Source organism: Sphingomonas jaspsi DSM 18422 (genome assembly GCF_000585415.1).
In the GTDB taxonomy this organism is placed as follows: domain Bacteria; phylum Pseudomonadota; class Alphaproteobacteria; order Sphingomonadales; family Sphingomonadaceae; genus Sphingomicrobium; species Sphingomicrobium jaspsi.
This window is the reverse complement of sequence record NZ_KK073876.1, coordinates 1,100,503-1,114,311: the sequence shown is the minus strand read 5'-3', so window position 1 is coordinate 1,114,311 and position 13,809 is coordinate 1,100,503. Positions and strand designations below refer to the sequence as shown.

13 protein-coding genes are annotated in these 13,809 nt (G+C 65.2%); 7 read left to right on the top strand and 6 right to left on the bottom strand.

Features of this window, described 5'->3' with window-relative positions; all coding sequences use genetic code 11:
- The first annotated feature begins 139 nt into the window (after window positions 1-139).
- Window positions 140-1,009 carry a serine hydrolase gene (locus tag G570_RS05675; protein ID WP_084607552.1) on the top strand — a complete coding sequence of 290 codons (870 nt, stop codon included), beginning with the start codon at window positions 140-142 and terminating at the stop codon, window positions 1,007-1,009.
- A gap of 2 nt (window positions 1,010-1,011) precedes the next feature.
- Here G570_RS05675 and G570_RS05670 read toward each other — a convergent pair whose 3' ends face one another.
- Entirely contained in the window at window positions 1,012-2,301 is a 1,290-nt protein-coding gene (locus G570_RS05670) for a sugar transferase (RefSeq protein ID WP_051504066.1), read from the bottom strand.
- A gap of 4 nt (window positions 2,302-2,305) precedes the next feature.
- Window positions 2,306-3,622, bottom strand: coding sequence for a UDP-glucose dehydrogenase family protein (locus G570_RS05665; RefSeq protein WP_037500019.1), 1,317 nt, complete (start codon window positions 3,620-3,622; stop codon window positions 2,306-2,308).
- 126 nt (window positions 3,623-3,748) lie between these two features.
- Between G570_RS05665 and rimO the strand changes: the two genes are divergently transcribed.
- A complete protein-coding gene (gene rimO / locus G570_RS05660) occupies window positions 3,749-5,161 on the top strand; it encodes a 30S ribosomal protein S12 methylthiotransferase RimO (RefSeq protein ID WP_037500016.1) in 1,413 nt (470 codons plus the stop codon).
- Between the two features lie 28 nt (window positions 5,162-5,189).
- Here the strand turns inward: rimO and G570_RS05655 are convergent, their stop codons facing one another.
- Window positions 5,190-5,702, bottom strand: coding sequence for a hypothetical protein (locus tag G570_RS05655; protein WP_156930334.1), 513 nt, complete (start codon window positions 5,700-5,702; stop codon window positions 5,190-5,192).
- A 50-nt stretch (window positions 5,703-5,752) separates the two neighbouring features.
- On the opposite strand from G570_RS05655, the gene G570_RS05650 reads away from it, so the two are divergent.
- The 3 genes from G570_RS05650 to G570_RS05640 all read left to right on the top strand — a co-directional run bounded on the left by G570_RS05650 (window position 5,753) and on the right by G570_RS05640 (window position 7,952).
- Entirely contained in the window at window positions 5,753-7,147 is a 1,395-nt protein-coding gene (locus tag G570_RS05650) for a leucyl aminopeptidase family protein (RefSeq protein WP_037500010.1), read from the top strand.
- 120 nt (window positions 7,148-7,267) lie between these two features.
- On the top strand, window positions 7,268-7,651 hold the full coding sequence (locus G570_RS05645; RefSeq protein ID WP_342665225.1) for a MarR family transcriptional regulator: 384 nt from the start codon (window positions 7,268-7,270) through the stop codon (window positions 7,649-7,651).
- Window positions 7,575-7,952: a hypothetical protein gene (locus tag G570_RS05640; RefSeq protein WP_051504065.1), complete on the top strand. Its 378-nt coding sequence runs from the start codon at window positions 7,575-7,577 to the stop codon at window positions 7,950-7,952. The genes G570_RS05645 and G570_RS05640 overlap by 77 nt, the downstream gene beginning before the upstream one ends.
- Here the strand turns inward: G570_RS05640 and mltG are convergent.
- The 3 genes from mltG to G570_RS05625 form a co-directional block, all read right to left on the bottom strand.
- Window positions 7,949-8,911, bottom strand: coding sequence for an endolytic transglycosylase MltG (gene mltG / locus G570_RS05635; protein WP_037500009.1), 963 nt, complete (start codon window positions 8,909-8,911; stop codon window positions 7,949-7,951). The two genes, G570_RS05640 and mltG, sit on opposite strands and share 4 nt — an antisense overlap.
- A 5-nt stretch (window positions 8,912-8,916) precedes the next feature.
- Window positions 8,917-10,176 (bottom strand): beta-ketoacyl-ACP synthase II, encoded by a 1,260-nt coding sequence (gene fabF, locus G570_RS05630; protein WP_037500007.1) that lies wholly within the window; start codon window positions 10,174-10,176, stop codon window positions 8,917-8,919.
- Window positions 10,177-10,279: 103 nt separating this feature from the next.
- On the bottom strand, window positions 10,280-10,516 hold the full coding sequence (locus tag G570_RS05625; protein WP_037500005.1) for an acyl carrier protein: 237 nt from the start codon (window positions 10,514-10,516) through the stop codon (window positions 10,280-10,282).
- A gap of 89 nt (window positions 10,517-10,605) precedes the next feature.
- Between G570_RS05625 and G570_RS05620 the strand changes: the two genes are divergently transcribed.
- Both G570_RS05620 and G570_RS05615 read left to right on the top strand, forming a co-directional pair.
- Window positions 10,606-11,073 carry a hypothetical protein gene (locus tag G570_RS05620; RefSeq protein WP_037503891.1) on the top strand — a complete coding sequence of 156 codons (468 nt, stop codon included), beginning with the start codon at window positions 10,606-10,608 and terminating at the stop codon, window positions 11,071-11,073.
- 90 nt (window positions 11,074-11,163) lie between these two features.
- Window positions 11,164-13,809, top strand: coding sequence for a TonB-dependent receptor (locus tag G570_RS05615; protein ID WP_156930333.1), 2,646 nt, complete (start codon window positions 11,164-11,166; stop codon window positions 13,807-13,809).

Genomic DNA, 13,809 nt, shown 5'->3' with positions numbered 1-13,809 from the left:
ATTGCGAACGGCTCGTCGGCACAGCGACTCGACTCATCGCACGCCTCTTGCGCCTCATGGTGGCTTTCATCCTTTATTAACCATTGGATCGTGATCTGATCGGAAAGCATTTTCGGATCGTACCGGGGGTGGGAGCAGAATGAAGAGACTGACGGGTTTCGCGATTGGACTGGCCGCCTTCTTCGCGACGCCGGCCGCCGCCGAAGCGCCTGTCTTCCTCAAGCCGCTCGAACAGCGCCTCTTCTCGATCGCCAACGCCAATCCGGGCAACATCGGCGTCGCTGCGCTGGACCTGAAAACCGGCCAGCTGGTTTCCGTCTATGGCGACGATGCCTTCCCGATGGCCAGCACCGTCAAGGTCGCGATCGCCGCCAATTACATGAGCCAGGTCGAAGCCGGTCGCCGCAGCCTCGACGCAACCATCGGCGGGCAGCCGGTGCGCAGCCTGATGGCGCGGATGCTGATCCACAGCGACAATGTCGCGACCGACATGATCCTCAACAATCTGGGCGGACCCGCACCGGTACAGGCGTGGATCGACCAGCACGGTATCACCGGCCTCAGGATCGACCGCACCATCGCCAGCCTGCTTGCCGCCAAGCGCGATCTCAAGGATGTTCGCGACAGTGCCACGCCCAAGGCGATGGTCACGATGCTGCAGAAGCTGGACAGCGGCGCGATGCTGCGCCCGTCGAGCCGCGACTATATCCTCGACCTGATGGCGCAGTGTGCCACAGGCAAGAACCGCATCCCCGGCCTGCTGTCGGGCGTGAAGGTGCAGCACAAGACCGGCACGTTGACCGGCCTGACCACCGACGTCGGCTATCTGACCCTGCCAGACGGTCGCCGTGTCGCCATCGCCGTTTTCGCCCGATATGGCGCGAACCGCCCGGCGACGATCGCGACCGCCGCCCGCGCGGTCTACGACGGCTTCGTCAATTTCGTGACCTCGCCGTTCCGCGTCGTCCCCTCGACCACCGCCGCCGCGGTCGTCGGAGCATCCCACTAAGCCTATTTCGACCCGAAGCCGGTCAGCATCGTCCGCACCGTCCGCGCGGCGATCAGCAGGTCGAGCCAGGGCGAAAAATATTTGATGTAGAAGAAGTCGTACTGAAGCTTGGCGTGAACCGCGTCGACGTCGGCGACATGGCCCTGGTTGATCTGCGCCCAGCCGCTGATCCCCGGCTTCACCACATGTCGGTAGCGGTAGAAGGGGATTTCGCCGGTGTACCAGGACGACAGCGCCTGCGCTTCGGGCCGCGGGCCTATCCAGCTCATCTGGCCCAGCAGAACGTTGAAGATCTGCGGCAATTCATCGATCCGCGACCGGCGCAGCACGGCGCCGACGCGGGTGATGCGCGGGTCGCGCTCGCCCGTCATCGCCGCAGTCCGATCGTCGACGGCGGCTGCCTCTGCGGCCGGCAGCATGGTGCGAAACTTGTAGACGGTGAACAATTTGCCGGCATGGCCGACACGCGTTTGGCGGAACAGGATCGGTCCCTTGCCGTCGAGCTTGATGGCGACCGCCGCACCCAGCATCATCGGCAACGCGACGGGTAGCGAGATGAGGGCAGCAACCCAGTCGGCCACGCCCTTTAAATAGAAATAGCCGCGACTGGGGACGAGGCTGCCGAAGCTGTTTTCGCTCAGATGCTCGATTTCGACGCGCCCGGTGAGCGATTCCGCCAACTGCTTCACCTGGTAGACGATGCGGCCATCGAGCGCGGCATCGGCCAGGAACCGCTCCCATTCATCGCCGAGTTCTGCCGAGAAATCCGCGACAAGCGCGTCGCACTCGCGCGCGGCGTCCAGTGACGGCGCTTCGACGTCGACCCAGTCGATCGTCGGGATGTCGCGAACCTTGGCCGTTTCGCCGCCCGGCACGATGCCGATGACGCTCCGCTGGTGGCGGCGGAGCAGCATCAACAAGGCATAGGCAAAGACAAGGTGCCCGGTCAGCCCGAGCAGCAGGACCAGTCGGTCGTAGCCGACGCGCGTGAACAGGAAGGCGACCGCGTTGAAGGCATGCCCTGCGACGATCGACGGGAACAGCAGATAGGACGCGCGATTGCCCGGATATTGGTCGATCGATGCCCTGAACCACATCGACAGCAGCACCGCCAGGCTGTTGGCCGCCAGCGCGTTCCACGTCTGCTCTTCGATGAATTCACCGCCGCGAAGCAGCGCCCGGATCGCCAGCGGTAACAGCACGGCGGCAACGAAAGCGCCGAGCAGGAAGAACCGCTGGCGCGTGTAGATGCTCTTCTTCCGGGTCAGCCGCGCCGGGCTGCTGTTGTTCATCGCGTCAGGCTTGCGAGCCCGGACGGCCGATGCCGCGATAGTGGAGGCCCGCCCGCTCGGCGTCGGCGCGGTCGTAGATGTTGCGAAGGTCGATCAGCCAGTCGCCCTTCATCCGCGCCTTCAGGTCCTTGAGGTCGAGCGCGCGGAATTCATCCCATTCGGTCACGATTACCAGCGCGTCGGCACCGTCGGCGACCTGTTCGGGCTTGTCGGCGTAGGTGATGGCGGGGAGCAGCGGTTCGGCCTGTTCGCGGCCGACCGGGTCGTACGCGGTGACCTTGGCCCCGCCCGCCACCAGCTTTTCGATCAGCGGGATCGACGGCGCATCGCGCATGTCGTCGGTGTTGGGCTTGAAGGTGAGGCCGAGGACGCCGACCGACTTGCCGGCAAGATCGCCGCCCAGCGCATCGCTGACCCGGTCGGCCATCGCTTTCTTGCGGGTGTCGTTGACCTCGACCACCATCGAGACGATCCGCTGCTGCACGTCATATTGCTCGGCGGTCTTGAGCAGCGCCAGCGTATCCTTGGGGAAGCAGCTGCCGCCATAACCCGGCCCGGCATGAAGGAACTTGGCGCCGATGCGATTGTCGAGGCCGATGCCGCGCGCCAGTTCCTGCACGTCCGCGCCCACCGCTTCGCACAGGTCCGCCATTTCGTTGATGAAGCTGATCTTCATCGCCAAGAAGGCGTTGGCGGCATATTTCGTCAGTTCCGACGTGCGGCGGCTGGTGAACAGCAAAGGCGCCTTGTTGAGGAACAAGGGGCGGTAGATCTCCGCCAGCACTTCGCGCGAGCGTTCGTCCTCGGCACCGACCAGGATGCGGTCGGGATGCTTGAAGTCGCTGATCGCCGCACCTTCGCGCAGGAATTCGGGGTTGGAGGCGACGGTCGTGCCTTCCGGCGCGCCTTCTTCCTTCAGGATCCGCGCAATTTCGTCACCCGTGCCGACCGGGACGGTCGACTTGGTGACGACGACCACCGGATGGTCGAGCGTGTGCGCCAGTTCCTTCACCGCCGCATAGACATAGCTGAGGTCGGCATGACCATCGCCGCGGCGGGTCGGGGTGCCGACCGCGATGAACACCGCATCGGCGCCCTTCACGGCAGCGCCCAGATCGGTGGTGAATTCGAGCCTGCCGCGATCGACGTTCTGCTTCACCAGCGCGTCGAGACCCGGTTCCCAGATCGGCATCCTGCCCGCCAGGAGGCCGTCGATCTTGCCCTGGTCCTTGTCCACGCACGTCACATGATGACCGAAATCGGCGAAGCATGTGCCCGATACCAAGCCGACATATCCTGTTCCGATCATGGCGATACGCATGGGCTGAATCTCTTGCTGCTCTTGAGGGTGGTTTGAGCGCGCTTTAGCGATGATGGCCAACCAATTCTACCGCCCCGTCGCAACGCTCGCATTTCGCGGCGAATCCCGCTAAGGGCGCGGCCTCCCATGGCTACCAAACTTCCCACTCCGCCGAAGGTCGGCATGGTTTCGCTCGGCTGCCCCAAGGCGCTGGTCGATTCCGAACGGATCCTCACTAAACTGCGCGCCGACGGCTACCAGATGAGCGCCGACTATGCCGGCGCCGACGTCGTGCTGGTCAACACCTGCGGCTTCCTCGACAGCGCCAAGGAAGAAAGCCTGGAAGCGATCGGCGAGGCCATCGCCGAGAACGGCCGCGTGGTCGTCACCGGCTGCATGGGCAACGAGGCCGAGGTGATCCGCGCCCGCTTCCCCGACGTGCTCGCCGTCACCGGCCCTCAGCAGTATGAGGCAGTGGTGAGCGCGGTGCACGAAGCGGCGCCGCCGGTACCCAACGCCTTTATCGACCTGGTGCCCGAGGCCGGGCTGAAGCTGACCCCGCGCCACTACAGCTATGTGAAGATTTCCGAGGGCTGCAACCATCGCTGCGCCTTCTGCATCATCCCCTCGATCCGCGGCGACCTCGTTAGCCGCCGCCCGGACGCGATCCTGCGCGAAGCCGAAAAGCTGGTCGCGGCGGGGACCAAGGAACTGCTGGTCATCAGCCAGGACACGTCGGCCTATGGCGTCGACATCCGTCACCAGCCACGCGAGTGGCATGGCCGCGAGGTTCGCGCGCACATGACCGACCTGGCGCAGGCGCTGGGCGAACTGCGCACGCCGGCGGGCGAGCAGCCGTGGGTGCGGCTGCATTACGTCTACCCCTATCCGCATGTCGACCAGGTCATCCCGCTGATGGCCGAGGGCAAGATTACGCCTTACCTCGACATTCCCTTCCAGCACGCGAGCCCCAAGGTGCTCAAGCTGATGAAGCGCCCGGCGAACGAGGCCAAGGTGCTCGAGCGGTTGAAGAACTGGCGCGCCATCTGTCCGGATATTGCGATCCGTTCCAGCTTCGTCGTCGGCTTCCCCGGCGAGACCGAGGAGGATTTCCAGTATCTCCTGGGCTGGCTGGAAGAAGCGCAGCTCGACCGCGTCGGCGCGTTCCGCTTCGAACCGGTCGAAGGTGCTGCGGCCAACGCCCTGCCCGACCCGGTGCCGGAAGCGGTCAAGGAAGAGCGCTATGCCCGGGTGATGGAAATGACCGCCCGGATCAGCGCCGAAAAGCTCGCCGCCAAGGTCGGCAAGACGATCGACGTCATCATCGACCGCGTCGACGAGGTCGCGTCACAGGACGGCCCCGACCGCCAGCATTTCGATGCGCCCCACGCGCCGCATCATCACGATGTCGGCGCGACCGGTCGCAGCAAGGCCGACGCGCCGGAAATCGACGGTGAAGTCCATCTGCGCGATGCGGGTCACCTCAAGGCCGGCGACTTCTGCAAGGTCCTGATCGAGGATTCGGACGAGCACGACCTGTTTGGCGTCCCCGTCGCCTGATCGAAGACTGAACGTAACGGGTTGACGGTCAGGGTCTGGGCAGGCCCATCGGCTGCTTGATGAAGGGCAGTTGTCCGCTGGACAGCAGGAACGGGTCTCCGTCCCAACTTTCGAGGACGTCGAGATCGCCCAGCGTCTTTTCCGCCGGCATGCATTCCTGCGGCAGATAGGGTCCGGTGCGCGGCGTCGCGCCCGGCCGGTCGAACCGCTGGCAGGCGACGCTGACCTTGCGGCTCAATTTCTGCACCCCCCATGTCCCGCTGACGACCGAAGGCTGTCCCGGGAACCAGGCGTAGAGTTTGCCGTCGGCGCTATTGTAGACGACATAGATGCCGTGACCCGGAATGCTGACCGCCCGCGTCCGGCCCGTCAGCGCGCCGCGCAGGGCGACTTCCAGCTCCTGGCGTTTCAGCATGCCGGCGCGCCCAGCCGCATCGGCCTCGCGGCTCCTGGCGACCATCGTCAACTGCTGGACCGCATCGTCGGTCAGGATGGACTCCGACGGCGCAGCGGCCGCCATCAACAACGCGATGACAAACATGGTCGCCCTCCCCTCTGGTCGTCGCCCCCGCGACGCCCTAAGTCCCTATCATGACCGATTTCGCTTCGATGCTCCAGCCCGACCGCGGCGAAGCCGCGCGGACCATCCATCTCGTCGACAAGGACGGCTTCCCCGACTGGGCCAAGCGGCAGTCCCCGCAGCGGCAGGCGCTGCTGGCCGCAGCCCGGTTCGACGGCAAATCGGCAGGCCAGTTTCTGGCGCTGCCGGTCGAAAATGATTTCGAAGTGGTTGTTGCCGTGGCTGATACTGGAACGCTGACGCCATGGTGCCTCGCGCGGCTCGGCGAAGCGCTGCCCGAGGGCAAGTATCGGCTGGCCGGGGACAATGCGGGTATCGCGGCGCTCGGCTGGCTGCTCGGCCAGCACAAGCTCGTCCGCTACAAGACCGGCCCGGCCGACGATCGCGGGCCGCGCGTGCTGCTGGTCAAGCAGGCGGCGGACATCGACACGATCGTCAGGCAGGCCGAAGCCACCGCGCTGGTCCGCGACCTCGTCGATACGCCCGCCGCCGACATGGGACCGGCCGAGCTGGAGGCCGCGGTGCGCGACGTCGCAAAGGTGCATCACGCCAAGGTCGAGGTGACCGGCGGCGATGCGCTGGCGCAAGGCTATCCGATGATCGCGGCGGTCGGCCAGGGCGCATCGCGCGACCGCGCGCCGCGGCTGATCGAACTTCACTGGGGTAAGGAGAACGCGCCGCGGGTCGCGATCGTCGGCAAGGGCGTATGCTTCGATAGCGGCGGGCTCGACATCAAGCCGGCCAGCGGCATGCGGCTGATGAAGAAGGACATGGGCGGCGCCGCCCATGCGCTGGCTTTGGCCAAGCTGGTGATGGCGGCGCAGCTGCCGGTCCGGCTGCACCTGCTGATTCCCGCCGTCGAAAACAGCGTCTCCGCCACCGCCTTCCGCCCAGGGGACATCATCGACAGCCGCAAGGGCCTGAAGGTCGAAATCGACAATACCGACGCCGAAGGGCGGCTTGTGCTGGGCGACGCGCTGGTCAAGGCGATCGAGGGCGAGGCTGAACTGGTCATCGATTTTGCGACGCTCACCGGCGCGGCACGGGTCGCGCTCGGCCCGGATCTTCCCGCCATGTTCGCCAATGACGACGATCTGGCGGCAGGGCTGGAATCGGCGGCGAAGTTCGTCGGCGACCCGCTGTGGCGGATGCCGCTGTGGGACGGCTATGACGAGATGCTGAAGTCGGACATCGCCGACCTTGCCAACGGCGCGGATTCGCCGATGGCCGGCGCGGTGACGGCAGCGCTGTTCCTGCGCCGCTTCGTGCCGCCGACCACGCCGTGGGCGCATTTCGACACCTTCGCCTGGCGACCCGCCAGCCGCCCCGGCCGGCCGAAAGGCGGCGAAGCGATGGGGCTGCGCGCGGCGTTCCACTACCTTTCGGACCGCTTTGCGAGCAAATGATCCGCCACATTTTCGGGGGTTAAATCCCCGATATTGACGGAAAATCTGGAAAAGCACGAAACCAAAGGCGGTTTGCGCGGTTTCCTTTGTCGACTATACGACAAAGGAGTTTTCACAATCATGGCCGACAATAAGTTGTCGGGCTGGATGCGAGCCCTGATCGGATATGTGCGATCCGGGCAGCCCGACCTCACCAATCGGCAAATGGCCCTTCTGATGCTCGTCTACCTGACGCCGGGCCCGCACACCGTGCGCGGTCTTGCGCAGACGTTGGGCGTATCGAAGCCGGTCGTCACGCGCGCCTTGAATACATTGGGCACGCTGGGCTATCTGCGCCGCGAACGAGACCAGGATGACAGGCGCAACGTGTTTGTCGTCCGCACCAACGACGGGGCAGAATTTCTTGACGGATTCCAGCGATATGTCCGTGCCGGGCAGGACGAACAGCAGCAACGCGGGAACGGCGCCGTCCGCATCGCAGAGCCGGCGCTCGCCGCTGGTTGACGATTTCGGGCTTACCGGCACCAGCCTGCTGCCCGATCCGCGCACCCACGCCTATCGCAAGGACCTGGCCGACGCATCGCTCGCCGGCCGGGTCATCGCCTCGCACTATGCCGAACCGCTAGTCCGACATCTGGTCAAGGCGTCGCCCTTTTACGTCTCCGCCAACGACACATCCGAAGTCATTGCATCGCTCGATGCCGGAACCGAATTGCGGATGCTCGACAACAGTCGCGGATGGGCCTGGGGCTATGGGCCGGACGGCTTGGTCGGTTATGTCCGGTCCGACGCGGTGGGAATCTAGATTCCCTTTTCCTTCCGGTACTGCCGCCATTTCGCGACGTTGGCGTTATGCTCCGCCAGCGTATTGGCAAAGGCGTGCCCGCCGCTGCCGTCCGCGACATAGTAGAGCGCCTTGGTCTCGGCGGGGTTGAGCACAGCGGCGATGCTTGCCCGCCCGGGATTGGTAATCGGACCGGCCGGCAGACCCAGCTTGGTGCGGGTATTGTAGCCGTTGTCGGCGAGCAGTTCGGATCGCTTGATCATCCGCCCCAGCGGCTTGCCCTTGGTGATCGGATAGATGCTGGTCGCATCGGCGCCCAGCGCCATGCCGATGCGGATGCGGTTGGACAGGACCCCTGCCACCATCGGCCGTTCGTCGGCCTTGCCCGTTTCCTTTTCGACGATCGACGCAAGGATGATCGCCTCCTGCGGCGTCTTCACCACCGATCGGGGCCCCTTCTTGGCCCATTCCTCGGCCAGTGCCTTGGCCATCGCCGCCTGCATCCGCGCCACGACCGCTGCCCGGCTTTCACCCGGCTGCCAGTCGTAGCTGTTCGGGAGGACCGATCCTTCGGCGGGCAACGGCGCGTCGCCGGTCAGTTCCTTCACCGCCGCCAGCTTTTCCTGCACCAGGATCGACGGCATTCCTTCGGGAACCGTCACCAGCCGCACCGCGGCCCGGCCGTGTTGCAGAATGTCGAGTATCCGGGCAGCGCTCGCCCCCTTGGGCAGGTCGAATTCGCCGGCCTGGATCGGGTCGCTTGAGCCGAACAGCTTGGCAAAGGCCTTGAAGGTCGTCGCCGTGCCGGGGATCAGCTTTTCCGCCGCCAGCTGGTCGGCGACCGACGACAGGCTGGATCCTTCGGCGATTTTGACGCGGTTCGGCCCGGGCTTCTCGCCCGCGCTCCACCACAACAGCCATGTCGCGGCCAGCGCCGTCAGCAGGGCCAGCCCCGCCAGCCAGGTCAGCCGCCGGAGCATGGCGGTCAGTCGACCGCCTTGACGATCAGCGAGGCGTTGGTGCCGCCAAAGCCGAAGCTGTTGTTGAGCGCCGCGCGAACGGTGCGCTTCTTGGCGACCTTGGGGACGAGGTCGGCGCCATCGGTGCCTTCGTCCGGATTGTCGAGGTTGAGCGTCGGGGGCACGATCTGGTCGCGGATGGCGAGGATGCAGAAGATCGTCTCAACCGCGCCCGCGCCGCCCAGCAGGTGGCCGATGGCCGACTTGGTCGAGCTCATCGACACATTGCCCATCGCATTGCCGAACAGCCGCTTCACCGCGCCAAGCTCGATCGTGTCGGCCATGGTCGAGGTGCCGTGCGCGTTGATGTAGTCGATGTCCGACGGGCTCATCCCCGCCTTCTTCAGCGCCGCGCTCATCGAGCGGAAGGCGCCGTCCATTTCGGGGTCGGGGGCGGTGACGTGATAGGCATCGCCCGACAGGCCGTAACCGACGACCTCAGCGTAAATCTTCGCGCCGCGTGCCTTGGCATGCTCATATTCCTCGAGCACGACCACGCCCGCACCTTCACCCATGACGAAGCCGTCGCGGTCCTTGTCATAGGGGCGGCTCGCCTCGGTCGGCCGGTCGTTGTAGCTCATGTTGAGCGCGCGCGCCTGGGCGAATCCGGCGATGCCGATCGGGCAAATGGTCGATTCCGCGCCGCCCGCCAGCATGATGTCGGCATCGTCATCCTTGATCATGCGCGCGGCGTCGCCGATCGAATGGGCGCCGGTCGAGCAGGCGGTGACGACCGCGTGATTCGGGCCTTTCAGGCCATATTTGATCGAAACCTGGCCCGAGATGAGATTGATCAGGCGGCCATGGACGAAGTGCGGGCTGACCCGGCCCGGACCCTTTTCGGCGAGCAGCAGGCTTTCGCTTTCGATGCCCGGCAGGCCGCCGATGCCGCTGCCGATCGACACACCGGCGCGCAGCTTGGTGTCCTCGTCCATTTCGGTGAGGCCGGCGTCTTCCAGCGCCTGGCCCGCCGCATCGATGCCGTAAATGATGAACGGATCGACCTGGCGCTGGACCTTGTGGTCGACGCGCTTGTTGGGGTCGAAGCCATATTCATGGTCGGCAGGCTTTACCTCGCAGGCGATCTTGCACTTCTGGTCGGATGCATCGAACCGCGTGATCGGCCCTGCGCCCGATTTGGATGCCAGGATGTTGGCCCATGTCGTTTCGACGTCCGCCCCCAACGGCGTGACCAGACCCAGACCCGTTACCACCACACGGCGCATGCGATTCCCCTCTGCAATCCCTTCAAATGCAAACGGCCTCCCGCGTCATACGGGAAGCCGTTCGTGCCGCCTCATCGGGCGGGCGGCAGCCGATCGGTCCCGATCAGCCCTTGTTCGCGTCGATGAAGTCGATCGCGTCCTTGACGGTCGAAATCTTCTCGGCCGCATCGTCCGGGATTTCGACACCGAATTCTTCTTCGAACGCCATCACCAGCTCGACGATGTCGAGGCTGTCGGCACCCAGATCGTCGATGAAGCTCGCTTCTTCGGTGACCTTCTCGGCTTCGACGCCGAGATGTTCGACGACGATCTTCTTCACGCGATCGGCGGTCTCGCTCATGTGGACTTCCTCCGTTAGAATTTGCGCTGCCCTAGCGTCGGATGCGCCACTGGGCAAGCGTCGTGTGACGCCCTACCTTGCGCGATGCGATGAACGATGCACGTCCCTTGACCGACGGAGAGGTCGAACTTGTCCGGTCGATGTTCGGCGATTCCGTCGACAGCGGGCGAGTCCGGCTGGTGCGCCGCAAATGGTGGCCGTTCCAGCCGAAGGGAATCGTGATGGCCCCGACCGGCAACATCCACTTCCATCCCGACAGCCCGCTGTGGTCGGACGATTTCAGCCGCGAGAGGATGGCGCTGCAGGGCCTGTTCATCCACGAGATGACGCACGTCTGGCAGGCGCAGGCCAAGGGACGCTTCTACCTGGTCCTGATGCGCCACCCCTTCTGCCGCTATGCCTATGCGCTGCGGGATGGCCAAACGTTCGATCGCTACGGGCTGGAACAGCAGGCGGAAATCGTTCGCCATCGCTTCCTCGCCGACCGTGGTGTCGCGGTGGCGCAACGGCCTGATGCCGGACTTCTGCCGTTCGGGCCCACTGTTGCCGAATCGTGACAGTCGTTAACCGAAACGATTGCCCCCCTTTTCGCCGCCGCCAAAGAGCATAGTCTCCCTGCAGTTGTGCGATTCAACAGGGGAAATATCATGCACATTCGCAAGCGAGCTGTTCGAAGCCTGCTGTTCGGTGCCGCCGCGCTGGCCGTTGCCGCGCCTGTCTGGGCGCAAACGGCAGAAGAAACCCAGGCCCAGGCCGCTAACGACAGCGACCAAAATGGGCAGGCCGGCGACAATGGCCAGGAAATCATCGTCACCGCCACGAAGCGCGCATCGACGCTTCAGGACGTGCCGTTCTCGATCAACGCCCAGACGCAGGAAGACATCCAGAAGGCCAATGCGTCGACCATCGAAGACATCAGCCGCAACGTTGCGGGCCTGACCGTCCAGAACCTCGGGCCGGGCCAGAGCCAGGTGTCGGTCCGCGGCGTTTCCGCCGGCCAGATCGTCCGCGACCAGCCGGGCGTAAAGGAACAGGTCGGCATTTACCTCGACGAAAGCGTCGTTTCGCTGTCGCTGTTCACCCCCGACCTCGACCTGTTCGACCTCAATCGCGTCGAAACGCTGCGCGGTCCGCAGGGCACGCTGTTCGGCGCCGGCAGCGTCGGCGGAACTGTCCGCTACATCACCAACCAGCCCAAGCTGAATACCGTCGAAGGCCTGTTCGAAGGAAATATCAATTTCCTCAAGGACGGCGGCATGGGCTGGGCGACCAAGGGCGCGGTCAACGTGCCGATCGGCGAAACGCTCGCCGCGCGCATCGTCGGCTATTACCAGAAGTTCGGCGGCTTCGTCGACGCGGTCGGTCCGGCCAAGGGCAAGGACGTCAATGACGGCGACCGCATCGGCTTCCGCGCCTCGCTGCTGTGGCAGCCGATCCCGGAACTGAAGATCACGCCGCGCTACGTCTACCAGCGGGTGACCGCCGACGGCTTCAACCGGCAGGAATTCTTCAACCTCTATTCGAACGAATTCACCACCCCGCCGCGGATCTATGAGGAGCGCCAGCAGTATCTGCGCCTGCGCGAAGCGTTCCGCGACAAGACCGACATCGCCGACCTCACCGTCGCCTACGATTTCGGCGGCGTCGAGCTGACCTCGGTCACCAGCCACATCAAGCGCGACATCCTCGTCTCGCGCGATGCGTCGGCGCTGACGGGTTCGGTGTCGGTCGACCTCGGTTTCCCGACGGCGGCGGTCAACCTGCCGTCGAACCTGCGCGACACGACCAACATGAAGCAGTTCAGCCAGGAACTGCGTCTCGCCTCGACCGGTAGCGGCCCGTTCCAGTGGGTGTTCGGCGGCTTCTATTCGAAGGTGAAGAGACTCTATTCGCAGCGCCTGCCCACCCCGGGTTATGACGCTTATACCGATGCGTTCTTCGCTGCGGCCTGCGCCGCCGACCCTGCGGACTGCGCCGTGGACAACCCGTCGCCGACGCCGGACATCCCGCTGACCGCGGCCGATCTGGCCAACGGCTTCCCGGCCAACAGCCCGTACAACGCCGATCTTCCCTACGACATACGTCAGAAGGCTCTGTTCGGCGAAGCGAGCTACGACTTCGGCCAGTTCAAGCTGACCGCTGGTGCCCGCGCGTACAAGTTCAACGAAACGCGCGACTTCATCTCGGGCGGCCTGTTCGCCAATGGCGACCGCCGCATCGGCGACAAGACCAAGTCGAGCGGCATCAGCCCGCGCGTCATCCTGACCTACGAACCCAATCGCGACCTGAGCTTCAACATTCAGGCCGCCAAGGGCTTCCGTCTGGGCGGCGTCAACGATCCGCTGAACCTTCCGCTGTGCTCCGACGCTGACGAAGCGATCTTCGGTCCGTTCGCGGGCGGATATGACGATGAAACGCTGTGGAACTACGAAGCCGGCGTGAAGTACGGGCATGGCCCCATTTCGTTCAACGCCGCGCTGTTCCACACCCGGATCCGCGACCTCCAGGTCACGCTCGATGCCGGCAGCTGCTCGTCGCGTATCGTCTTCAACGTTCCGAAGGCGCACACGACCGGCCTTGAAGCCGAATTCAACGTGCGTCCCGCGCGCGGGCTCGACCTCTCGCTGTCCGGCAGCCTCGTTTCGGCCGAATTCGACACCACGCTGCCCGAACCGCTGGCGACCAACACCGGTATCCGCAGCGGCAATCGCCTGCCGACGGTGCCGAAGTTCCAGATGGCGGCTGCGGCGACCTATACGACCCGCCTGACCGACAATGCCGACATTTACGTCACCGGTTCGTTCCAGCACGTCGGCAACCGCTACACCCAGCCGGCGGACCAGGAAAACAACCCGCGCACCTTCATTTCGGGCCTGCCGTTCAACGGCGCGACCGGAACCGGCGCAACGGTCGTCGACCTGCAGCTGCCGTCCTACAACCTCGTCAACCTGTCGACCGGGATCGACTTCGACAATGGCCTGTCGGTCATCGCCTACGTCAACAACCTGTTCGACAAGAATGCGCTGCTCTCGTTCGATCGCGAACGTGGCGGTCGTGCCCGTCTCGGCTACAACATCGGCCAGCCGCGGACGATCGGCATGACGCTGCGCATGAAGCTGTCGGAACCGCGGGCCGTGGAAGTGGCACCGCCGCCGCCGCCGCCCCCGCCGCCTCCGCCGCCTGCGACGCAGACCTGTGCGGACGGATCGGTGATCCTGGCGACGGACGCCTGCCCGCCGCCCCCGCCGCCGCCGCCGCCGCCGCCGCCGCCGCCGGCGCCGGAACGGGGCTAA